The 23101-nt window shown below is 70.2% G+C and carries 17 protein-coding genes, 2 tRNA genes and 2 pseudogenes; 6 read left to right on the top strand and 15 right to left on the bottom strand.

Going from position 1 to position 23101, the window contains the following annotated elements:
- Positions 1-70 precede the first annotated feature (70 nt).
- Positions 71-1768, bottom strand: a complete 1698-nt coding sequence (locus ACTWQR_RS04460; protein ID WP_443225532.1) for a sensor histidine kinase — start codon at positions 1766-1768, stop codon at positions 71-73.
- Positions 1765-2505, bottom strand: coding sequence for a response regulator transcription factor (locus tag ACTWQR_RS04455; protein WP_443225531.1), 741 nt, complete (start codon positions 2503-2505; stop codon positions 1765-1767). The genes ACTWQR_RS04460 and ACTWQR_RS04455 overlap by 4 nt, the downstream gene beginning before the upstream one ends.
- 201 nt (positions 2506-2706) lie before the next feature.
- Between ACTWQR_RS04455 and ACTWQR_RS04450 the strand changes: the two genes are divergently transcribed.
- Complete coding sequence (locus ACTWQR_RS04450) at positions 2707-4020, top strand: outer membrane protein assembly factor BamB family protein (RefSeq protein WP_443225530.1); 1314 nt, start codon at positions 2707-2709, stop codon at positions 4018-4020.
- A 12-nt stretch (positions 4021-4032) separates the two neighbouring features.
- On the opposite strand, the gene ACTWQR_RS04445 is transcribed toward ACTWQR_RS04450, so the two are convergent.
- The 4 genes and pseudogenes from ACTWQR_RS04445 to ACTWQR_RS04430 all read right to left on the bottom strand — a co-directional run bounded on the left by ACTWQR_RS04445 (position 4033) and on the right by ACTWQR_RS04430 (position 6779).
- Positions 4033-4914: an amidohydrolase family protein gene (locus tag ACTWQR_RS04445; RefSeq protein WP_443225529.1), complete on the bottom strand. Its 882-nt coding sequence runs from the start codon at positions 4912-4914 to the stop codon at positions 4033-4035.
- A gap of 166 nt (positions 4915-5080) precedes the next feature.
- Positions 5081-5431 carry an antibiotic biosynthesis monooxygenase family protein gene (locus ACTWQR_RS04440; protein ID WP_443225528.1) on the bottom strand — a complete coding sequence of 117 codons (351 nt, stop codon included), beginning with the start codon at positions 5429-5431 and terminating at the stop codon, positions 5081-5083.
- A 126-nt stretch (positions 5432-5557) separates the two neighbouring features.
- Positions 5558-6446 (bottom strand): annotated as a pseudogene (locus ACTWQR_RS04435) (DUF2797 domain-containing protein).
- A gap of 105 nt (positions 6447-6551) precedes the next feature.
- Complete coding sequence (locus ACTWQR_RS04430; RefSeq protein ID WP_443225527.1) at positions 6552-6779, bottom strand: hypothetical protein; 228 nt, start codon at positions 6777-6779, stop codon at positions 6552-6554.
- A 173-nt stretch (positions 6780-6952) separates the two neighbouring features.
- Here ACTWQR_RS04430 and ACTWQR_RS04425 point away from each other — a divergent pair, with 173 nt between their 5' ends.
- From ACTWQR_RS04425 to ACTWQR_RS04415, 3 genes are all read left to right on the top strand, one after another.
- Positions 6953-7153, top strand: coding sequence for a DMT family transporter (locus tag ACTWQR_RS04425; RefSeq protein WP_443225526.1), 201 nt, complete (start codon positions 6953-6955; stop codon positions 7151-7153).
- 73 nt (positions 7154-7226) lie between these two features.
- Entirely contained in the window at positions 7227-7820 is a 594-nt protein-coding gene (locus ACTWQR_RS04420) for an RNA polymerase sigma factor (RefSeq protein ID WP_443225525.1), read from the top strand.
- 1 nt (position 7821) lies between these two features.
- A complete protein-coding gene (locus tag ACTWQR_RS04415) occupies positions 7822-8769 on the top strand; it encodes a CU044_5270 family protein (RefSeq protein ID WP_443225524.1) in 948 nt (315 codons plus the stop codon).
- A gap of 192 nt (positions 8770-8961) precedes the next feature.
- Here the strand turns inward: ACTWQR_RS04415 and ACTWQR_RS04410 are convergent, their stop codons facing one another.
- The 3 genes from ACTWQR_RS04410 to ACTWQR_RS04400 all read right to left on the bottom strand — a co-directional run bounded on the left by ACTWQR_RS04410 (position 8962) and on the right by ACTWQR_RS04400 (position 10186).
- Positions 8962-9201 (bottom strand): DUF2188 domain-containing protein, encoded by a 240-nt coding sequence (locus ACTWQR_RS04410; RefSeq protein ID WP_443225523.1) that lies wholly within the window; start codon positions 9199-9201, stop codon positions 8962-8964.
- A gap of 581 nt (positions 9202-9782) precedes the next feature.
- Positions 9783-9855 (bottom strand) — tRNA-Arg (locus ACTWQR_RS04405).
- Between the two features lie 240 nt (positions 9856-10095).
- Positions 10096-10186: transfer RNA gene (locus ACTWQR_RS04400), tRNA-Ser, on the bottom strand.
- A 316-nt stretch (positions 10187-10502) separates the two neighbouring features.
- On the opposite strand from ACTWQR_RS04400, the gene ACTWQR_RS04395 reads away from it, so the two are divergent.
- Entirely contained in the window at positions 10503-10961 is a 459-nt protein-coding gene (locus ACTWQR_RS04395) for an SSI family serine proteinase inhibitor (protein WP_443225522.1), read from the top strand.
- A gap of 286 nt (positions 10962-11247) precedes the next feature.
- Entirely contained in the window at positions 11248-15999 is a 4752-nt protein-coding gene (locus tag ACTWQR_RS04390; RefSeq protein ID WP_443225521.1) for a PAS domain-containing protein, read from the top strand.
- Between the two features lie 126 nt (positions 16000-16125).
- On the opposite strand, the gene ACTWQR_RS04385 is transcribed toward ACTWQR_RS04390, so the two are convergent.
- The 6 genes and pseudogenes from ACTWQR_RS04385 to ACTWQR_RS04360 form a co-directional block, all read right to left on the bottom strand.
- On the bottom strand, positions 16126-17769 hold the full coding sequence (locus ACTWQR_RS04385; RefSeq protein ID WP_443225583.1) for a long-chain fatty acid--CoA ligase: 1644 nt from the start codon (positions 17767-17769) through the stop codon (positions 16126-16128).
- 399 nt (positions 17770-18168) lie between these two features.
- A complete protein-coding gene (locus ACTWQR_RS04380; RefSeq protein ID WP_443225520.1) occupies positions 18169-18714 on the bottom strand; it encodes a SigE family RNA polymerase sigma factor in 546 nt (181 codons plus the stop codon).
- Positions 18715-19199: 485 nt separating this feature from the next.
- The gene (locus tag ACTWQR_RS04375; RefSeq protein ID WP_443225519.1) at positions 19200-20372 is read right to left on the bottom strand and encodes a lipid-transfer protein; all 1173 of its coding nucleotides are present in this window, start codon (positions 20370-20372) and stop codon (positions 19200-19202) included.
- A 134-nt stretch (positions 20373-20506) separates the two neighbouring features.
- Positions 20507-20887: pseudogene (locus ACTWQR_RS04370) on the bottom strand (MaoC family dehydratase); the annotation flags it as partial.
- Positions 20888-20904: 17 nt separating this feature from the next.
- Positions 20905-22038 carry an acyl-CoA dehydrogenase family protein gene (locus tag ACTWQR_RS04365; RefSeq protein WP_443225582.1) on the bottom strand — a complete coding sequence of 378 codons (1134 nt, stop codon included), beginning with the start codon at positions 22036-22038 and terminating at the stop codon, positions 20905-20907.
- Position 22039: 1 nt separating this feature from the next.
- Positions 22040-23092 (bottom strand): bifunctional MaoC family dehydratase N-terminal/OB-fold nucleic acid binding domain-containing protein, encoded by a 1053-nt coding sequence (locus ACTWQR_RS04360; RefSeq protein ID WP_443225518.1) that lies wholly within the window; start codon positions 23090-23092, stop codon positions 22040-22042.
- Between the last annotated feature and the right edge of the window lie 9 nt (positions 23093-23101).

Here is a 23101-nt window from a genome sequence, read left to right as displayed (position 1 = left end):
GTCGTCAAGCGCCCTGTTGCACCCATGTGGTCGTGCTGTGGTGTGCCTGTGAGTACGGTTGCGAATTCGTTTACGACATGAAGGACGCATGAGAGCGGGAGTCTTCGAACGCTCCGAAGGACTCGTGTGCCCCCATTCCTGAGGCCCTGTGTACTCCGTGCGCTCCGTCTGCTTCGGGCGCGAGCGCGGGCAGGTGCACGGTGAACACCGTGCGTCCGGGCACGCTGTCGACGGTCACGGCACCGCCGTGCGCGTAGGCGACGGCCTGCACGATGGCGAGTCCGAGCCCGGTGGATCCGGAGGCGCGCGAACGCGACGAGTCGCCTCGCGCGAACCGTTCGAAGACGTGCGGCAGGAGGTCGGGCGGGATGCCCTGCCCGTCGTCCTGGACCTCCACGCACACCCACGGACCCTGCCCGCGCACGCGTGCGGTCACCGTCGTACCCGGTGGCGTGTGCGTACGCGCGTTCGCGAACAGGTTCACCATGACCTGCTGGACTCGGGCGGCGTCGGCCAGCACGAGCGCGGGTTCGTCGGGCAGCTCGAGCCGCCAGTTGTGCTCGCGCCCGGCCGCGCGCGCGTCGCTCACGGCGTCCACGACCAGCGGTGACAGGTCGGTGTGCTCGTAACTCAGGGGCCGTCCGGCGTCGAGCCGCGCGAGCAGCAGCAAGTCCTCGACGAGGCCGGTCATCCGGCCCGCCTCGGACTCGATCCGGCCGAGGGCGTGTCTCGTGTCGGGTCCGGTCTCTTCGCGTCCCCGTCTGGTGAGTTCGGCGTATCCACGGATGGACGCGAGCGGCGTACGCAGCTCATGGCTGGCGTCCGCCACGAACTGCCGTACCCGCGTCTCGCTCTCCTGGCGCGCGTGCAGCGCTCCGTGCACGTGGTCGAGCATGCGGTTGAGGGCGGCGCCGACCTGCCCGACCTCCGTGTGGAGGTCGGTCTCGGACTCGGCGACGCGCTCGTTGAGGGTCACCTCGCCGCTGTGGAGCGGGAGTTCGGAGACGCGGGTGGCGGTGGCGGCGACCTTGCGAAGGGGACGGAGGGCGACCGTGACGAGAACGGAGCCGGCGATTCCGGCGGCGACGAGGCCGGCGGCGGTGACACTCACCTCGACGAGGATCAGGGTGTTGATGGTGCTCGTGACGGATTCGGTGGGCAGGGCGACGTAGTAGTCGCCCTTGATACCGCCGCCGGTGTACTTGACGCGGTACTCGCCCATGCCCGGAATGTCCACGGTGTGGATGCCGGTCTTGGACACGGAGCCGAGCGCGGCCAGCTGCGCCTCGTTGAGCTCCTCGGCCTTCATGCGCTCGAAGGCGCCGCTGGTGGACTCCTCCTCGGCGACGACCGCCCTGGTGATCCCGCCGTTGGCGCCGACCTCGGCGGCGATGGTGTCCTTCTGCGTCGGCCCTTTGGTGATGAAGTCGACGAGTTCGTCGCCCGTCGAGAAGCCCGCGGAGTTCGCCGACGAGTCGCCGTCCGCGTCACTCGGGTTCCCGGGGAGCTCATCCGGCGGGGGACCCCCGGCGCGCTTGGCGGCGTCCTTGACCTGGCTGTCCAACTGATCGTACAGATGCTCGCCCAACGCGATCGTCGTCACCGTACCGATCACCGCACACACCACCGCGATGAGCGCGACCGCCGAGACGACGAGCCGCGTCCGCAGGGTCCGAGGCTGTCGACGCCAGTGCGTCAGAGGCTGTCGGCGCCAGTGCGACAGAGGCTGTCGGCGCCGCTGCGTCCGCGGCCGTCGTCGCCCGCTCACGACGTCGCGGGCTTGATCAGATACCCGGCGCCGCGCCGCGTGTGGATCATCGGCTCACGCCCGGCGTCGATCTTGCGGCGCAGGTACGAGATGTAGAGCTCGACGACGTTGGCCTGGCCGCCGAAGTCGTACGACCACACGCGGTCGAGTATCTGCGCCTTGCTGAGCACCCGGCGCGGATTGCGCATCAGGAAGCGCAGCAGCTCGAACTCGGTCGCGGTGAGGTGGATGTTGTCGCCGGCCCGCGACACCTCGTGGCTGTCCTCGTCGAGGGTGAGGTCCCCGACGACCAGCATGGAGTCGGAACGCCGGTCGGCGGCACCGGAACGGCGGATCAGCCCGCGCAGCCGCGCCACCACCTCTTCGAGACTGAAGGGTTTGGTGACATAGTCGTCGCCGCCCGCGGTGAGCCCGGCGATCCGGTCCTCGACGGCATCCTTCGCGGTCAGGAAGAGAATGGGCACGTCGGGCAGGTCCCGGCGCAGCCGCCCGAGGACGGTCAGCCCGTCCATGTCGGGCAGCATCATGTCGAGCACCACGGCGTCGGGCCGGAACTCGCGGGCGGTCTGCACCGCACCCGTTCCGTCACCCGCGCTGCGGATCTGCCAGCCTTCGTAGCGAAGGGCCATGGACAGCAGCTCGGTGATCGACAGCTCGTCGTCCACCACAAGCACTCGGACGGGGCTCCCGTCCGGCCTCAGCAGTTCGGTGCGCCCCTGGGGCGAGGTCGTGGTCATATCCCACACACTGGTGGGCGCCTCTGAGAGCACGCTTTCGGGAACCTGTGAATTTCCTGAGAAACACACAGGGGTCTCTCAGGCAACGCCTGGGAATCCTTGCCCGGGCGCACGCCGGTGGGGGAAGATCCGTCAGCCGCCGGATCATGGTGATCAGGGCGTTGGCCTGTGGGGGCTGCTGTGGCTGGTGGGGACAGACCTGTGCGTCTGCTGACGGAGCCGAATCTCAATGCGTCACGCTGGGTGATCCTGGCCGCGGAGATGGCCCTGGTCCTGGCGGCGGCGTCGCTGTTCCAACCGGCAGAGAGCCACGAGAAGCGCGAGGTGCAGAGCCACGAGAAGCGCGAAGTGGTGACAGGCGCAATGGGCCCCTTCCCCGCCGCGTTCGCCGCCGAGGCGCCGGTCGCGCCCGACCACGTCATACGCCGCACGACGGGCGACGTCCCGGTGCATGGGCTGGGCATACGGTCGACGGACTTCGGTGTGAGGGCCGTGAACCTGCGGACCGGCAAGGAGTACTGGCGCTACGAGCACCGGTACACGGACTTCGAAACGACCGCGCCGACGTTCGACGTGTTGGAACACACCGTGGTGATCGAGTTCCGGGACGGGAACCTCGTCGGCGTCGACCTGCGCACGGGCAAACCGCGGTGGCGCAAGGAGACGGAGCGCCGCACGGGCAGTACGTTCGTGAGTCTCGCCGACGGCCGGGCCGTCACCGACGCGACGGGCGCTGTGCTCGCCGTCTCCGAGCGCGACGGCCGGAGCCTGTGGACGGCGAAGACACCCAGGTCCTGTGCCGACGTGAGCGTCTTCGACGCGTACGACTTCCCGGACCACCTGAGCACCGTGCTGGTGGGCTGCAACGTGATGAGCCTCGAGACGCGTTACGACCTCCTGCTCGGCGTGGACAACCGCACAGGCGACGTCCTGTGGCAGCGGCGCACCGAACCGGCGGACTCGCCGCTCAGGGGCGACGACCACACGCTCGTCGTCCCCGATCCTGCCCCGGGCACTCCGAAGACCGTCCACCTGCTCGACGTGAACCGCGACGGGGTCTCTCAGCGCGCCGACTTCTCCGTGAAGTGGGCGCATTCGATCACAGCCGCGGGCGGCGTCGCGGTGTCCAACATCGACCCGGAGATCTACCACATCGACTCGAACACCCTCCTGAGCGCCTACGACGTCCAGGACGGGCACGTCGCTTGGCGGCTGCGCGCACCCTCCGGCCAGGAGTACGGGGCCCCCGCGATCGCCGACGGCCGTGTGTACGTCGTACGCCGGCCGATCCTCAAGAACGCGGACAGGGGCAGCCGGACCCAGGCCGAGCTGCTCGTCCTCGACGTGGACACCGGACGCCTGCTCCACACCTTGCGGCTGTCGGGCCTGACCGTGCCCAAGGACCTCGCCTACGCCAGGCTCGACATCCGTGACATCGCCGACGGGGCGGTGAGCATCAGCTGGCTGGAAGAGGACGAGGGGAAGGAGGAAGACCTGTTGATAGCCACGGACTGACCCGTCCCGCCCTCACACCCCGAACAACCGCGCCCCGTTGTCATGGCACACCGCCCGGAGCCACTCGTCCCCGAGCCCCAGCCGCTCCAGCGCATAGAGCTGATGGACACAGGGATACGGGATGTTCGGAAAGTCGGAGCCGAACAGGATCCGGTCACCGAGCCCGGCCAGCCGGGGAAGCGCCCGCCGCGGAAAGGGCGCGAACCGCTCGCTGAAGTCCGTGAACGCCATCGTCGTGTCCAGCCGCACCTCCCCGTACCGCTCCGCGAGACCGAGAAAGTCCTCGTACTCCGGCATGCCCATGTGCGCGACGACCAGCCGCAACCGCGGATGCCGGGCCAGCACCCGCCCGACCGGCTCCGGCCCGGTGTACTTGCCGGGGGCGGGCCCGGACCCACAGTGGATCACCACAGGTATCCCGGCCTCGGCGAGTAATCCCCAGGCGGGATCGAGCAGTTCATCACCGGGGTCGTACGCGCCCACCTGGACGTGCGCCTTGAAAACCCGCGCCCCCTCGTCCACGGCCTTCCGCACGTACGCCGCCACGCCGGGCTCCGGGAACAGGGTCGCCGTATGGAGGCAGTCCGGCGTCCCGCGGGCGAAGTCGACGGCCCACTGGTTCAGCCACTCGGCCATGCCCGGCTTGTGCGGGTAGAGCATCGCCGTGAAGGCGCGCACTCCGAACTCCCGCAACAGCCCGACCCGTTCAAGCTCCTCCGCCCGATAGGTGATGGGCCACGCGACGCCACCGGTCAGCGCCCCGAGCCCGTCGAAGTACGCCCAGACCTTCCGCAGCACGCGCTCGGGCATGAAGTGCGTGTGGACGTCGACAAGCCCGGGGAGACCGAGCTGCTCCCAGAACCGGCGTACGTCGCTGACCTCATCCCCATCCATGACCTCACCCCCGCCGGCGGCTTCATGCCCGACTGCGACCTCATCCCCGCCTGCGACTTCGTCCCAGCTCGCGACCGCACCGCCCTCTGCGCCTGCAAGCCCTTCCAGGTCCTCAGCCCCTTCTGTTCCCTCAACCCCTTCCTTGAACTCTGTCCCTTCCGTGTCCTCAGCCCGGCTCACGCTGGAACCCATGGCTTCGCTCGACCTTGGCGACATGCAGGGTGTATCTCTCGTACCACTCTGCGCGTCCGCGCTTCTGCGCCGCGCGGTGCTCGAGGTCGGTCCGCCACTCGTTGATGGCATCCTCGTCCCGGAAGTACCCGACGGTGATGGCCAGCCCGCCCGGGGAGCCCGCCTGGTCCATTCCGAGGTAGCCCGGGATCTCCTTGACCAGCTCCTCCATCCGCTCGGCGGTCTCTCCGTACCCGCTGTCCCGTTCCCTCTTCACCGAGGTGAACACGACGGCGTAGTACGGGGGTTCCTGTGCGGAGACAGGCGCAATGAGTTGATCGCTCATGTCGCCCACTCTGGGCCCGGCGCTCGCACTGAGTCCAGCGCCTTTGCGCAAGGGGATCCACAAGGGATCGATCCCTTTACCATCCCGGCCCTCCTTCCCTCCGCCGCCTCGGATCCCGCAGCCCCTTCAGAACAGCCCATCCTGGATGCCACCGAACTCCCGTACGGGCATGGTGAGTTCATCCCGCTCGGCTCCGGTCAACTCCCACCCGGCCAAGAGCCGCGTATCGAGCACGACGACCCCGCGCCCGGTGACGAGATGCAGATCGGGCCCGGCGACGGCGACCAGTTCCCCACTCACGACGCCGCCGGCCGCCAACTCGCCGACCACACCCACGGCCGGCGGCAACCCTCCCAACCCGAACACTCCTCCGTGATCGACGGCCTCGAACGGCATCCGCTCCAGCGCCTCCGGCCACCCTCCGAGCTCCACGGCCCGCGCATGCAGTTCCCGAACCTCCGCCACCCGCACCCCTCTCTCCGGCAACGCACTCCGCACGGCCCGCTTGGCGTCGTACGCGATCCGGTCCGGCACCCCCAGCGCCGTACGCAACAACTCCTCACTCCGTCGCGCGGCCATCAACGGCCCCACCCCCAGCCAGCTGAAGACGACGGCTCCCTGCTCCAGTAGCCGGGCGGACCCGCGCTCCAGCGCGGTGATCCCGACCTTGACCATCCCGGGCCCGAACCACGCCAGATAGACGGAGTAGGGCCGGGGGTCGTCGGCAAGAGTGTCCGCCGCCACCGAGTGAGCCCGATCCAGCCGCCCGCACTCCTCACACCGCGCGCCGACGCTCCGCCCGGACACGACGGCCCCCATACCTCCCACGCCGCCCACGGCCTTCACAGGACAGCCATGCCCACGCGCCCCCACACACCTCCGCACGCCGCCCTCGACTACGGCGAACGCGACCCTCTTCCCCCACGACAACGCACTACGACGCCCCCCCGTCCCACACCAGCACAGGGCTCTCCCCGACCCACCGAAGCCCCGTGCATTTCCACACCTGTGCCATCACTTGCGAGCGTAAAGGTCGGCACTGACAACGCGGCTCGTATCCGACGCCGGCCACCCGCCGTCAACCGAAAGCCACCAACCGAAAGCCGTCAGTCCCGAGCCGTCAGCCCAGCTCCTGCGGCATGACGTACCCCGTACCACCGTTGGGCGCAGGCCGCACAGGAGCCGGTTCGAGGCTGTACGAACCGTCGCGCTGAATGGTCGCGATGACCTCCGTGACCCGCAGCTTGAACGGCTCGCACTCGGGTTCGGTGCAACCGCTGACAAGCATGCCGATGGAGATCCACGCAGAGGCGGCGAGGATGAGATGCGCGCCGCGGTTCGTGATCATCGGCCACTGTGTGCCGTCGTTGCCGTCAGAGCTGCCGTCAACACCGAACGGCGGCGCACCGCCGCCACGACGGTTCTTCGGCCCGCCCGCCTCAACTCCGCCCCAACGTGCTCCCCGACAGCAACCCGAAGACGGAACCGTCAAGCATCAAACGAGGTTGCACACATGCGTCCGTGTCCACTGAGTTACAACTATCTCTACGGGGGTTCAAGACGCTCGAGGTCGGGACGGTGTACGTCATCTGGGCCGGCGTCGGGACCGCCCCCATCGCCGCCAGCGGGATGCTGTTCCTCCGCGAGAGTGCGAACGCCGCAAAGCTGCTGGACATCGCGCTGGTGATCGCCGGTATGGGCAGGTTCAATACCTGCGCGTGAACCCTCCTGGCCGCTTCGGACAACAGGGAATGGAATGCACTCCACTCCTATTACACGAAGAAGCGAGGGCCTCGTGGGGGATCCACCCACCGACGACGCGCTGGTCATCCAGGAATCCCTGGAGCGGCCGGAGGTATTCGCCAGGCTTTACGACAGTCACGCCGCCGAGATCCACCGGTATGTGATGCGTCGGCTGGGCGACAGTCACGCCGACGACATCACGGCGCAGACCTTCCTCATCGCCTTCCGCAACCGCGCCCGCTACGACGTCGCGCGCGCCAGTGCCCGGCCGTGGCTCTACGGCATCGCCGGCAACCTCATCGGCAGCCACCGCCGCTCCGAAGTGCGGGCGCTGCGGGCGCTGGCTCGAACCGGCGTCGACCCGGTGGCCGAGTCCTGGTCGGAACGGGCCGACGAGCGGGTGACCGCCGAGGCCTCGCAACAGGCGCTGGCCGGGGCGATCGCGGCCTTGCCCGGGAAGGACCGGCACGTGCTGCTGCTGGTCGCCTGGGCGGACTTCACTTACCAGGAGTGTGCCGACGCCCTCGGGGTGCCGGTCGGCACGGTCCGCTCCCGGCTGAGCCGGGCGCGGCGCAAGATGCGTACGGCGCTCGGCGCCGACCCCACCCTCGTAAGCGACCACAACGGGGCGGTAACCCATGGATGACATGACCAAGATGCATGAGCTGCGCGCCGATGCGCCGACGCCGGACCGGGTGCGGCTGGTTTCCGGCCGCCAGAAGCTGCTGGGAGCAGCGCAGCAGGGTTCTGCCCGCAGGATGCGGCTGGACTGGCGCGTGACGACTGCGGGGGTCGCCGCGACGGTGATCACCATCGCGGTGCTGGTGACCATGCTCGTCGGTGGCGATGGACCCGAGCGCGGGGTGCAGCCTGCCAAGCCCGACCTGACGTCCGCGACGGCACTCCTGGAGCAGGCGGCGGAAGTGGTGTCGCAGCAGCGGGATCTGCATCCGCGCGACGGCCAGTGGGTCTACCTGAAGACCGCGCAGTGCCAATACGGAGCGTCGGACGCGGCGCCCGATGCCAAGCCCGAGGTGAGCGAGGAGTGGGTCCAGTACGACAGCCCCGTGAGGGAGGACGACAAGGACGGCGACACCGAGCCCTCGCAGCGGCGGCTGTATCGCCTGCTCGCCTCGCTGCCGGACGACCCCGCCGAGATCCGGAAGCAGGCGGCGGACATGTTCCCCATGGGCAAGGACACCGGCTTGACGGGTGAGCAGCTCGAGACCTTCGCGCTCCTGGCGACCCTCGACGAGGCCTATCCCGTGCATCCGCAGGGGATGGCCAAGCTGTACCGGGCCCTGGCCGCGGACCCCGGGATCGAGGTGGTCCCGCACCTGGTGAAGGACCCCATGGGGCATGACGCCATCGCCATATACCCGGACCTGGGCAGCAAGGCCGTTCAGCGCCGGGAGTACCTCCTCGACCCCGACACCTTCCAGTACCAGGGGAACCAGTCGGTCGCGGTGCGCGACTACGAGGAGAAGCATGAGGACGGCTCGCCGGCTGGGCCCTCGCGCAAGAAGGGCGAGGTCACATTCTGCGAGATGAAGACGACCCAGTCCCTCGTCGACCGGGACGGCGAGAAGCCCTGAACCGGCCGGGGGGGGCGGACCACGGTCCGCCCCGCCCGCCGCCCGAGCCCAAGGCCGTACCGGGGCGCAACACCGCCTGGCGGAAGTGCCCAGTGCTCGTGAGCCTTTCGGCGTGCCGACCCGACGGCGCTGAGCGGCCAGCCGCTGCGCAGAGGCGGAGGGGCACCAAGCCCGGCCCCTTGTCCATCGCGATCAGCCCTTCGACTTCTTCGGGTCACTGCCCGGCGGGACGGTGTTCTGCTCTCGCACCTGACCGTTCGTGCCCCGGATGCGCAGCTCTCCGCCACCGTCGTTGGTCAGGATCTCCTTGGCACGCGCGGCCGCCTCAGCCTGAGTCGGCAGAACAGCGCTGGCTCGTTCGGCCCCAGGCTTCGTCACTGCCCAGCCGTCGTCGCGCTTCGACACGTCCCGAATGTTGGGCTGCCCTGTCATGAAACATCCGTTCCGAGATCGGACGTGCAGGACGGCCATCCTGGAGGAAGCAAGAGACGGCGATAGGGTCCGAAGGCGCGACCAACATCAGGCCCCATCCACGCGCCCAACCTCAAGTTGGGCCACGGCTGGGGCCTGCTTTGGTTTGGCGGATCAAGTGAAGCACCCCAGACGATCCGTCAGCAAGCAAGGACACCCCAACATGTACTGGGAAACGGGGAGTCCACTACAACATCATGTGTTTCAGGCAAGAGCTCAACACCAAGATACCGACGCCCACTGACAGTGAGGATGGCCCCGACGGAGACGAAGGAACTCCGAAGCGACAGCGGCCCTCACCTACGCAGACCCTCGATGATCCAGACTCACGGTCAGGACCGTGATGAGAGCCGGAGGCGGGCGGGCACGCACCGGCCAGCCGCACACTCTCGACCGCTCCACAAAAGATGCGTGCACCGACGACTCACAGTCGCACTAGTCACGGCTAGAGACTGTTGCCGTCAATCACTGCCGTCAATCACTGCCGTCAACGCAAAAATCAGAGGCCCCGTGGATTCCTCCACGGGGCCTCTGGCCTGCTGTGCACTCGGCAGGATTCGAACCTGCAACCTTCTGATCCGTAGTCAGATGCTCTATCCGTTAAGCTACGAGTGCTTGTGTGTTCTGTTGTCTTTGCTCTTCCTCTTGGGCTTTTCGGCCCGGTCGGCGTTGCGGGAACAACATTACATGACTGGCGGCGTGAGGCGAAATCCGTTTGTCGCACCCGGCCTGGCCTGCGAAAACGGCCCAGAAGCCGCCCGGACGCCACCTGCGGGCAGGCCTGCCGCGACCCGGAAACGATCAAGGAACGGCCGAAGCCCCGGTCTGCGATGACCGGGGCTTCGGGATCTTCGGCGGAGGCGGAGGGATTTGAACCCTCGATGGGATTGAAGTCCCAAACCGCATTAGCAGTGCGGCGCCATAGACCGGACTAGGCGACGCCTCCAGCACAACCCCCCGCGCGAGCGCGAGTGGTGCGTCCAGATGATGACACAGCCGAGTGGGGTGTCACCAATCGCCCCCCACGGTACTAGGCGGAAAGGGCCAAGGGCAAAGCCCTTCTCGCGGCGCAACGTCACGAGGTGGACGGCCGTTAGAGGAATGGGGCACGTCCTCCTACGGACACCCGACGCGCACCCGACGGACAGAGATCCGTCAGGACGTCCGGCACCGCTCCACCTGTGCCTCCAACCGTGCCGCCAACGTCCCTCAAGATTCCGCCCACATCCCACAATTCCACCCGTATCCCCGTGGAGCTCCCCATGCTGCACCGTCTCGCCCTCACCGCCGTCGCCTCGGCCGCCGCGTCCCTCGCCGCGCTGTCCGCGGCGCCCTCGGCCGCGTTCGCCGCATCGCTTCCCCTCATGCCCCCGCCGGTGAGCGGCGCGGACGACACCGACCACCTCACCGTGACCGTGCGCGACGCGGGCGACGGCAACGACGGGACGTACGAGCTGGACTGTCATCCGGTGGGCGGCAGTCATCCCGACGCACAGGCCGCCTGCGAGGAGATGGACCGGAGGACCTCCTGGGGCAAGGACCCCTTCGCGCCGGCCCCGCCTGGTGGGATGTGCACGATGCAGTACGGCGGTCCGGCCACCGCGCGGGTCACGGGGACCTGGGCCGGGCGGCCCGTCGACGCGACGTACGAGCGCGGTGACGGGTGCGAGATCGCGCGGTGGGACGCCCTCGTTCCCGTACTTCCGAAGCTCGGTTCATAGGTGGAGCACGGACGGAACGCAAACGGGGGACGAGTGGAGGAACAGGCGGAGGACGGGCGAAACCGGGTCGGAGCATGGTTCCGTGTTCCGGGTGGCGAAATGCGTGGTCACAGGTTCTACGTGTCTTCTGCGTCCGTTCTGCGTCCGTTCTGCGTGCGACCTCCCTCTCATCCGGGGTCGCCGGCGCAACCACTGCCCGTAGACTCCCTCGCGTGACACGTCGCGGACCGGTTGGCAAGATGGCCCCCGCGGTCGGAAAGGTGCGGTAACAGGGAGGAAGCGTCTCGTGAGCAGCAGGCCATCCCGAGGCGCTGCTCGCCTCGCAGCCATACTGGACGCGCTTCCCGATGCGTTGGTGCTGGTCAACGCCAATGGAACGGTCGTCAACGCCAACACCATCGCCCTCGAGGCCTTCGAGGCCCCCGGCACCGCGCTCGTCGGGCGGGGACTGCTCGATCTGCTGCCGCAGTTCGACTCCCGGCTCATCCCCGGCACCATGCGGCGGCCCGAGATCGTCGACGCCAGCGGCCGTACCAGGCCTACCCGGATGATCGCCCGCCGCACCGACGGCAGCGAGTTCCCCGTCGAGGTCACGAGCGCGCATCTGGAGAACGGGCAGCAGGCGTACGACGGTCACGGCTACGCCGCCGACGAGCTGCTGATGCTCGTCGTACGAGACCTCTCCGGCACCGTCGACACGGAGGCCGAGCTCGCGCGTTCGCAGCGCCAGACGGAGATGATCCTGCGGGCCGTCGCCGAGGGTGTCGTGGGGACGGACACAGAGGGACGGGTCGTACTCGTCAATCCGGCCGCCGCGCAGATACTCGGTTTCCGGGCCAGCGACCTGGGCGGGCAGGAACTGCACCCGCTGATGCTGCACTCGCGCGCCGACGGCGAGCCCTTCCCCTACGAGGAGTCGCCGCTCGCCGACACCCTGCGCTCCGGGCGCAAGCACCGGGTGCGCGGGCAGGTGGTGTGGGCGAAGAACGGCGAGAAGGTACCGGTCGACCTGACGACCGCACCCGTACGAGACGGGGACCAGCTCGTCGGAGCCGTGATGACGTTCATGGACCGGCGGCCCTACGACACGCTCGCCGAGGAGAAGGAAGCCGAGGCGCAGCGGTATCAGGAGGAGCTCGAGCGGGCCGCCGAGGAGCACGCCGAGGCGCTGACCTCACTCCGGGACGAGCACGCCAGGGAGCTCGCCGAGCTGCGCGAGCAGCATGAGGAGGAGCTGGCCGCGGGCGACGACCGGTACGCGGCGCTCGCCGAGCGCGAGAAGGACCGGTACGAGGCGCTGGCCGCGCGGCACGAGCAGTTGCTCGCCGTGCTGGGGCGCTCGCTGCGCGGACCGCTCGACCAGCTGCGGACCGAGCTGGCGACCCTCGCCGCCGACGATGCCGGGCAGCTGTGGCCCGAGGCCAACCAGGTGCTGCACCACCTTTCGGCCGGCTACTCGCGCATCACCACACTCGTCGACAACGTGCTCGCCTACCAGAGCCTGGATTCCGGGACCGGCGGTGTCACGCGTACGAAAGTGATGCTCGACGCCGTCGTCTCCGCCGGTGTCGACGGGGCCGTCGAGCTCATCGGGCCCGGTCGGGTGCAGTTCGCCGTGCACGCGCCGCCCATCGAGGCCGAGGTCGACCCGCAGCGGCTCGCGACCGCGCTCGCGCATCTGATCGCGGACGTCGCGGGCGTCGACTCGACGGGCAACGCGCCGGTCTCGGCCGGCGGCTACATGGACAACACGGTCGTCGTGGCGGCGGCGCAGCGCGGTGAGGTCGTACGGATCGAGGTGCGCGGGCCGTACACCGGGGGAGACCCGGTGCACGAACCGATCGTGCGCGGGATCGTGCGCGCGCACGGTGGCGTGCTGCAGACGCATGAGGTGCCGGGGATGAGCGGCAGTGCGTTCGTTCTCGAGGTGCCGATCGGGGGTGGGGCCGGGGCGGTTCCGGCTCCCGGGGCCCTTCCCGGGGCCGGAGCGGACGCGAGTGCGGTCGTTGTCCCGGGTTCCGATCCGGGCTCGGTCTCCGACTCGGGTGCTGACCAGGCCGGGGGTTCCGCCTCCGGTGGGGTCGGGTCCGCGGTCGCGCTGCGTGAGCCGGCTTCGCCGCAGGGGGGCGGGCGGCGGCGGGCTCGGCGGGCTTCCGTCGACGCCTTCCTGGAGAGCGAGGTCGGGCCCTCGGCGGAGACGGCCGTGCCCACGGGGCGGCGCAGGCGGGCCGCCGGAGAAGCGGCGCAGGTGCCGCTTCCGGCTCAGGGTGCGCAGGACGCCGCCGATGACGGCGCCGAGGCGTCCGGCGGGACCGGGCGACGGCGCGGGCGGCCGAGTCCGGCCGAGGGCGGCGAGGTCGCCGCCGAGGGCGGAGTCGCCGAGGGCGCGGTCGTGACCGCGGCGGAGCATGCGGCCGGTACCGCGGCTACGGGGCTCGGCGCGACGGTACCTCCGCAGGGCGTGCCCACGGGGGTACCCGCGCCCGGTGGTGGCCGACGTGCGCGACGCGACGGCGAGCGGCAGGCGCTGCCGGCTGCGCTGCCCGCCGCTCCGTCCGCGGCTCCGGACGCGAATGCGGGTGCCGGTGCTACCGGTGGTGTGGGTGGTGTCGGTAGCGGTGATGGCGACAGTGGCGGGGCTCAGCCGACCGGTAGGCGTCGGCGGGCGCTGGCCGCCGCGGCGGAGCGTGCGGCTGCCCAGGAGGCGGGGCCTCGTGCGGTGTTCGCGCTGCCGCCGGCCGAGGCCGACCGCTCTCCCGAATACGCCGCTCAGCAGGCCGAGGGGCCTGGTCACCAAGCCGACAACGGGCGCCACGACGTGGCCCTGCGCGACCCTGCCGAAGATCACACCCCGCCCCAGCCGCATCCTGTGCAGGCGCCCGGTGGGCGTCGACGGGCTCGGCGAGGGCCGGACGAGGTGGACGGGGCCGCCGGGGCGCCGGCGACGGCGGGAGTGTCGGCGGCGGCGGGAGTGTCGGCGGCGGGAGTTCCTGGACAGCAAGCGGTGACACAGGGGCTTGCGCAGGGGTTTCCCGGTGCTCCGGGGCAAGCCGTGCCGGTTCCTGGGCAGGGAGTTCCTGGCCAAGGGGCGCCCGGGCAACTGAGCCCCGCGCAGAACGTTCCCGCGCAGGGCACGCCCGGACAACTGAGCCCGGCGCAAGGCGTTCCCGTACAGGCGGCGCCCGGACAGGCGATGCCTGCACACGCCTTGCCCGGACAACTGCCCCCCGCACAAGGCGTCCCCGTACAGGACACGCCCCCTCAGGCTGCCCCCGGCCAGCCCGTCTCCGTACCCACCCAGGGGACCCCGGGTCAGAGCGTCCCCGCTCAGGGCGTTCCTGTCCCCGGGCAAGCGGTTCCCGCCCAGGGCCTGCCCCAGCCCCAGCCGGACGCCCCAGGCCAGGCCCTCCCTCCGCAAACCGCCCTCGGCCAGAGCACCAACCCCTCAGTCCCTTCAGCCCCGGCAGCCGGAACTCCGACAGCCGGCCCCCCAGCCCAGGGCGCTCCCACAGCCGCGCAGGCCCAGCCGGCCCAACCGCAATCGCCCCAGCACGCGCAAACCGCCCAACCACAAGCGCCCCAGCCCTCCGCGACCGCGCCCCAACCCCCCGCGGCGGCCCCGGCACCACCCCAGCCCTGGCCCGGAGCAGTCGACACCACCGGCGCCGGAGCCCCCGTACCCGCACCGCCGGAACACGCCACCGCTCCCCAACCCTGGCCGGGCACGGCCGACACCCCGGCGGCGGACCCGGAGCAAGCGCAGGCCCCGGAGCAGCCGCGCGCGGCCCAGCCCCTCCCCGCCGAGGCGCCTGCGCCGGCGGCGCCGGCGATCGACCCCAATTCGACGCAAGGCCGCGCCATAAGTGTCCGTACGCTCGGGCAGGGCGTCCCCTTCGGCCGCCGTATGAACGACGCGCAGCAGCCCCGGCCGAGTCAGTCCGCCCCCATGGCGCCCCAGCCGCCGCCCCAGGGCCTGGGCCTCGCACAGGCCCAGGGGCAGGCCGCGGTGCAGGCGGGAGCCGCCCCGCAGCCCCAAGCCCCTACGCCTCCCCCGCACGCGACCAACGGTTCCGGGCGTCGTCGCAAACTCGGCACCCGACCCGAGCCCGTCGCCGAGCAGCCGGAGGCGGCTGCTCGCCCGCACCCGCAGACGGGACCGCAGTCCCGGCTGGCCAACGCCACCGAGGGCACCGGCCGTTCGTACGCCATAGGGGCCCCCGACGAGAACGCCGACGAAGGCCCCGAGCCGCTCGACGGCCCCGGCGGCGCGGTCGAGGTCGCGAACCGGCCCCAGCCGCAGCCGATGGACGACGAGCTGCCCCCGGAGCCGCTGGACAACCCGCGTCGGCTGCTGGTCTGGCCCGCGCCGGACGTCACCACCCAGCAGGCGCTGAGCGACCGCGGCTACCGGCCCGTCATCGTGCACTCACGCGAGGAGGTCGACGCGCAGATCGCCGCCTTCCCGGCCGCGCTCTTCGTCGACCCGCTCACCGGCCCGATCACGCGTACGGCACTCCAGTCGCTGCGCCAGGCCGCCGTCGCCGCAGAGGTGCCGGTCCTGGTGACGGCGGGCCTCGGCCAGGCGACGCGCGAGGCGGCGTACGGCGCCGACCCCGCCGTACTCCTCAAGGCCCTCGCCCCTCGCGACAGCGACCAGCACCCGCCGCGCGTCCTGCTGATCGAGGAGCACGCGGAGATCGCGCTCGCGCTGACCTCGACGTTGGAGCGCCGCGGGATGCAGGTCGCGCGGGCCTCGTCCGACGCGGACGCCGTCACGCTGGCCGGGCAGATGCGGCCGAACCTGGTCGTGATGGACCTCATGCAGGTACGCCGCCGACGTGCCGGAATCGTCGACTGGCTGCGTGCGAACGGCCAGCTCAACCGCACTCCGCTCGTCGTCTACACCGCCGCCGTGGACCAGACCGAACTCCCGCGGCTGGCCTCGGGGGAGACGGTGCTGTTCCTCGCCGAGCGGTCGACGAGTCCCGAGGTGCAGAGCCGGATCGTCGAGCTGCTGGCGCGGATCGGTACGAACTGAGCGCGCACGACGCTACGAACAGGATTGTGCGCACATGTGAGGTGGGGCTTTGTTTCGCGGGAAAAAACGCCCCACCTCACATACCAACCAAAGCCGTCAAACCTACGCGCCGTCAGCCGTCAGCCGTCAGATCTGCGTGACGTCCAGCTCGCCTGCCGCGTACTTCCTGCGCAGCACCTTCTTGTCGAACTTGCCGACGCTCGTCTTCGGCACCGCCTCGATGATCGTCCAGCGCTCAGGGAGCTGCCACTTGGCGATCTTGCCCTCGTCGGCGAGGAACGTACGCAGGGAGTCGAAGTCGGCGGTTGAGCCTTCCTTCAACACGACGGTGGCGAGCGGGCGTTCGCCCCACTTGTCGTCCGGGACGGCGACGACGGCGGCCTCGGTGACGTCCGGGTGAGCCATAAGGGCGTTTTCCAGGTCGACCGAGGAGATCCACTCTCCTCCCGACTTGATGACGTCCTTGGCACGGTCGGTGAGGGTGAGGAAGCCATCGGGGCTGATCGTTCCGACGTCGCCGGTCTTCAGCCAGCCGTCCTCGCTGAACTTGTCGGCGGGGCGCAGGACGTCGGCGCCCGCGCCGCCGTAGTACGCGCCCGCGATCCACGGGCCGCGGACCTCCAGCTCGCCCGCCGACTCACCGTCCCAGGGCAGCCGCTCGCCACCCGGGCCGGTCAGCCGGGCCTGGACGCTCGCCGGGAAACGCCCCTGCGTGAGGCGGTACGCGAACTCTTCCTCCGTGCCGACCACCTGGGCCGGAGGCCGCGCGATCGTGCCGAGCGGCGAGGTCTCCGTCATGCCCCAGGCATGGCAGACGCGCATGCCCAGCTCGTCGAAGGCCTTCATCAGCGCCGGCGGACACGCGGAGCCGCCGATGGTGACCTGGGTCAGCGAACTGACGTCCCGGGGCTTGGCCTTGAGTTCCCCGAGCAGACCCTGCCAGATGGTCGGGACCGCGGCCGCGTGCGTCGGACGCTCGCTCTCGATCATCTCGGCCAGCGGGCCGGGCTGGAGGAAACGGTCCGGCATCAGCACGTTCACGCCGGTCATGAACATCGCGTGCGGCAGCCCCCACGCGTTCACATGGAACTGCGGGACCACGACCAGGGACGTGTCCTGGTCGGTGAGACCCATCGACTGGGCCATGTTGACCTGCATGGAGTGCAGGTAGACCGAGCGGTGCGAGTAGATGACGCCCTTGGGGTCGCCCGTCGTTCCGGAGGTGTAGCACATGGCCGCGGCCTGGCGCTCATCCAGCTCGGGCCAGTCGTAGCTGTCCGGCTTGACCGCGATCAGGTCCTCGTATTCATGCACCTGCACTGTCGCCCCGTCGAGCAACGAACGGTCACCGGGGCCGGAGACGACCACATGCTCGACCGACTTGAGGTGCGGCAGCAGCGGCGCGAGAAGGGGGAGCAGCGAACCGTTGGCCACGACCACGCGGTCCGCGGCGTGGTTGACGATCCAGACGAGCTGCTCGGGGGGCAGCCGGAGGTTGAGCGTGTGCAGGATCGCGCCCATGGCGGGGATCGCGTAGTACGCCTCGACGTGCTCGGCGTTGTTCCACATGAGCGTCGCGACCCGGTCGTCGTCCCGGACGCCGAGGTCATCGCGCAACGCGTGTGCCAGCCGGGCCGCCCGGACACCGATCTCGGCGAAGGAGCGCCGCTGCGGCTCTCCCTGACCGGTCCAGGTGATCACCTGCGACGCTCCGTGGATGGTTGACCCGTGGGTCAGGATCCTCGAGATCAGCAGCGGTACGTCCTGCATCGTGCTCTGCACGGGGCGGCCTCCCGGGGCGACATTGCCTACGCGGTGGTAAGGGATGGCCTGATTCTGCTCACATACCGTGCGGTATGTCACTACTCCCGGAGATGATCGATCAAGAGCCGGTCTGATTAGCCCGTCCGGCGGCCAGCTCGTCCCGCGGCCGGCCCGTCCTGCCGCGGAGGCCGAGGCTGCCGTGCTCATTGACGGCGCCGTGCCAAATCAGCAGTGGCAGCGCGGCCGTGACTCCGCCTTCGGCCGTCCCGTCCCGAGCGGCGCCTGGCAGCAGGTCCCCGCCATACCAATTCACCGCGCGACCAAATCGCCGCGAGGCCGATCACCGCACGAGGCCCATCACCGCACGCGGCACGCGATCAATCACCGCGAGGTCGATCACCCCAATCAGCGCACGGGACCAAGCTCGGGGTCCTCGCGGAGTTTGCCCAGCGCACGCGACACGGCCGACTTGACCGTACCGATCGACACGTCCAACACCTCCGCCGTCTGCGCCTCGCTCAGGTCCTCGTAGTACCGCAGTACGACCATCGCCCGCTGCCGCGCCGGCAACTTCATGATCGCGCGCCACATCGCATCGTGCAGCGCCTGCTGCTCCGCCGGATCGCCGGCCGGCGGAGCCTCGGGCTCCGGCAGCTCGTCGCACGCGAACTCGTCGACCTTCCGCTTCCGCCACTGTGACGTCCGCGTGTTCAGCAACGCCCGCCGCACATAACCGTCGAGCGCCCGGTGGTCCTCGATCCGCTCCCACGCGACGTACGTCTTCGTCAGCGCGGTCTGCAGCAGATCCTCCGCGTCGCTCGGGTTCGCGGTCAGTGAGCGCGCGGTACGCAGCAGCACCGGTTGGCGAGCCCTCACGTACGAGGAGAACGACGGGTACGCAAGAGTCCGCGTCGCCGCATTCGAAGCGCTGGTGCAGACGGTTGTGGTCATGGCTCCACGCTAGGAGCGCCCCCTACTCCAGCGGATCGGCCGGAGGTCCCGAAGCCGTGTCCGCCTCAGGTTGTAGGAAGGGGGTTGGCCCCACCTCCTGAAGGTGGACGCGGGGGCCCGGCCCCCTGAGGGTTCACCCCTGAGAGACGGCTCCCCTGGCAGTAGCCCGGAACTTGGAGTGGTCCAGGAGTAGTACGACCTCGTTCGGCAACAGGTCCAAAGGACTAGAGGCGTGCCGTTGCCACGCGGTACACACGTGCAATGTGGGGCCCGAGGGGCAGTCCGTGCCGAGGCCAGTCAGCCATACTGCCCCGCGCTTCCCAGACCTCACTCGGGTGGTGCCCGCCCAAGCACCTCCCCGGACCTTACGGGAAGCCCAGGTGTGCCCCTACCTCTCCGTGCACGAGCGGGCGCGCGTGGCACGGAGCAGAACCCCGGCCCCGACCGAGCGCCCAGCGCCCCCGCCTCCCTTACCGCGTCGCGAATCAGCCCCGATCGTCCGAACCCAGGATCACCCCCGACGTGGGGACCCCCGTTCCCGCGGTCACCAGCACCCGGCGGGCGTCGGGTATCTGGTTCACGGACGTCCCACGCAGTTGCCGTACCCCCTCCGCCAACCCGTTCATCCCGTGCAGATACGCCTCCCCGAGCTGTCCTCCGTGCGTGTTCAACGGCAGCCGCTCCTCGGCGACGAAGTCAGCGGCCTCGCTCGGTTTGCAGAACCCGAACTCCTCCAGCTGCATCAGCACGAACGGCGTGAAGTGGTCGTAGAGAATCCCCACGTCGATGTCGGCCGGCGTCAGCCCTGACGTGCGCCACAACTGCCGTGCCACCACGCCCATCTCCGGCAGCCCCGTCAGATCGTTCCGGTAGAAGCTGGTCATCTGCTCCTGCGCCCGCCCCGCGCCCTGGGCGGCCGCGGTGACCACGGCGGGCGAATGCCGCAGATGACGCGCCCGCTCCACCGACGTGACGACCAGGGCCTGACCGCCGTCGGTCTCCTGACAGCAGTCCAGCAACCGCAGCGGCTCCACGATCCAGCGCGAGGCGGCGTGGTCGGCGAGCGTGATCGGTTTGCCGTGGAAGTACGCCGCCGGGTTGGTGGCCGCGTACTTGCGGTCGACGACCGCGACATGCCCGAACGCCTCGGGCGTCAGCCCGTACGTGTACAGATAGCGCTGGGCGGCCATCGCCACCCACGACGCGGGTGTGAGCAGTCCGAAGGGCAGCGACCAGCCGAGTGCCGCGCCCTCGGCCGACGGCTCCCGCCGCTGCACTCCGGAACCGAATCTACGTCCCGACCGCTCGTTGAACGCCCGGTAGCAGACGACCACTTCGGCTACCCCGGTGGCCACCGCGAGCGCGGCCTGCTGGACGGTCGCGCAGGCCGCCCCGCCCCCGTAGTGGATGCGCGAGAAGAAGGACAGCTCGCCCATGCCTGCCGCCTGCGCCACGGTGATCTCCGGGCTCGTGTCCATCGTGAACGTCACCATCCCGTCCACATCGGCCGCCGTGAGCCCCGCGTCGTCGAGCGCGGCCCGCACCGCCTCGACCGCGAGCCGCAGCTCACTGCGCCCCGAGTCCTTCGAGAACTCGGTGGCCCCGATCCCGACAATCGCCGCCCGCCCGCCAAGGGTGTCCCGTGTCCGTACGCTCATGGTCGGCCCCCTGACGAACCCGAAGCCGCGTCGCCGACGACCGTGCCCCCCACCGGAGCCATGCCTGAGGTCCCGCCGGTGACCGCGCCCCTGGCCGGAACAGCCCCCGAAGCCGCGCCGGTCGCCGCGCCCTCCTCCGGGACGGTGACCATCACTGTCCCCGTGACGTGCCTGCCGATGCCATTGGTTCCCACGACCCGGATCGTCGCGGTGTCGCCCTCGACCGCCTCCACCGTGCCGGTCAACACCATCGTGTCGTCCGGATAGTTGGGCGCACCCAGTCTGATCGCCACCCTCCGCAGCGCTGCCCTGGGACCGAAGTGGTCCGTGATGTAGCGGCCGACCAGTCCGTTGGTCGTCAGGATGTTCATGAAGATGTCCGGCGAACCCTTCTGCCGCGCGAGCTCCGCATCGTGGTGCACGTCCTGGTAGTCACGCGACGCGATCGCCCCGGCGACGATGAGCGTGCGGGTGATCTCGATCTCCAGCGGCGGCAGCGCGTCCCCGACCCGCACCGGCCCGACGTCGGTGTTCATGCTTCCGCCTCTCCCTGCACGATCAACTCGCCCAACTCCTGCAGCACTTCGCTCCCGCACCCCAGATACGCGTCCAGCTGCCGCCCCCACAGAAAGTGCCGGTGCACGGGATGGTCGAGGTCGGCCCCCATGCCGCCGTGCAGATGCTGGCCCGCGTGCACGACGCGCTGCCCCGCCTCCGACGCCCACCAGGCGGCGGTCAGCGCGTGCGTGGCGTAGTCCAGCCCCTCGTCCCGCCGCCACGCGGCTTCGTACGCCGTCACCCGTATCGCCTCGGTGTCCATGTACGCGTCGGCCGCACGGAGTTGGACCGCCTGCTTGGCCGCGAGCGGCCGCCCGAACTGCTCGCGCGAGTTGGTGTACGTCACCGCCCGGGCCAGTGAACCCGCACACACTCCGGCCTGCAGCCCGGCGAAGGCGATGCGAGCGGTGGCGAGCACGTCGTCGTATGCCGCAGCAGCGTCGGATGCCCCGGCGTCGTCCCCGTCGGGGCCACCGAGCCGCTCGGCCGGCGTGCCGTCCAGTGTCAGCCGCCCCGCAGACCACGGCGCCGTCAGCTCGACGGGCTCGCTCCCGCACGCTCGGCTTCTCCCCTGCTCCCTACTTCGCTCGAACGGGGGGACCCCCATGCGCGAGGGCACCCTCATCGCGTCGGCGGTCCGCACCAGCCACAGTCGCCGTTCGTCGTCCGCGACGAGGACATGCGTGGCGTCGCGCAGCCACGGCACCACAGGGACAACTCCGCTCAACTCCCCGTCTGCGCCCACCCGTACGACAGCTGCGGGCAGGGCCCCACTCACCACCACCGTCCCGTCCCCGATCCCCGGCAGCAGCCGCTCCCGCTGCTCAGCCGAACCATGGGCCGACACCGCCAGCAGCCCGTACACACAGCTCGCCGCGAACGGCACCTGGGCCGTCGTCCGCCCCTGTTCCTCCAGCAGGAGCACCAGCCCGAGGAGCCCTATGTCCTCGACGGCGGCCAGCAGCCCGGCCTCGCACAGCGCCTTCCACAGCTCGGCGTCACTGCCGGTCCCGACGGCGGTCAGCCGCTCGTGCGTGGACAGGTCGCCGAAGATCCTCGCGGCCAGGTCGCGGGCCGCCGCCTGCTCCTCCGTGGGCGTGAAGTCCATGTCAGCCACCGGCCCCCTCGACGGCTCGGAAGACCGGCAGCTCCAGCTCCTCGTCCACCCGCTCGAATTCCAGTCGCACCGGCATCCCGATCCGCATGCGGTCGTACGGCACCCCCACCACGTTGCTGATCATCCGCACGCCCTCGGCGAGTTCGATCAGCCCGACCGCGTACGGCCTGGCCGCGTACGGTCCCGTCTCGCCGGCGGCATGGTCGGACACGGTGAAGGCGGGGAAGGGCGGGTGGTGCATCACCACGTACGAGTAGACGATCCCCGCGCCGCCCGCCTCGACCGTGTCCCACTCCAGGCCCCCGCACGCGTTGCACCCCGGCAGCCAGGGAAAGCGCAGTGCCTTGCAGCCGTCACAGCGCTGGATGAGCAGCCGGTGCCGGGACACGCCCTCCCAGAAGCCGGCGTTGTCACGGTTGACGACAGGACGGGGCCGGCGGGGCCGTGAAGCCTTCGCGCCCTTCTCCCCGGTCGCCGGTCCCGCCGTAGTCCCCGACGCTCCCGGCGCCGCCTCCTCCGCTGCCCTCGGAACCGCCGTCGCTGCCCCCGAACCGCTCCGTCCCCGAACCGCGGGCACGTACTTGAGGATTCGGAACCGATGCGTCCCCGCAGGCTCGCCGCCCGCCCGTACGTCCATCCGCGTCGTGACGAAGTACCCCGTGCCCAACTTGGTCGTCTTGCGCTCGGAGACCGACTCGATCACCGCATCGAAGGTGATCTCGTCTCCGGGCCGCAACGGCCGCAGGTACTCCTGCTCGCAGTCGGTGGCGACGACCGAGGTGTACCCCGCGCTGTCGAGCAGCCCGAGCAGTTCGTCGTACGCCTCCGAACGTCCCCCGTGCCCGGACAGACCCCCCATCGTCCACACCTGGAGCATGGTGGGCGGCGCTATGGCATCCGGTCCCGCATATGCCGGATTCGTGTCACCCATCGCCTCGCACCAGTGCCGGATCATCGGCTCGTTGACGCGATCCCTGCCCACGCCCCCGACGGCGGACGCCCGTCCCTCGTAGGCCTTCAACCGCGCGTACACGTCCTCGTACACTTCCCCGTG

Source organism: Streptomyces sp. 2A115 (assembly GCF_052245575.1).
In the GTDB taxonomy this organism is placed as follows: domain Bacteria; phylum Actinomycetota; class Actinomycetes; order Streptomycetales; family Streptomycetaceae; genus Streptomyces.
This window is presented reverse-complemented; position numbering and strand designations above follow the sequence as displayed.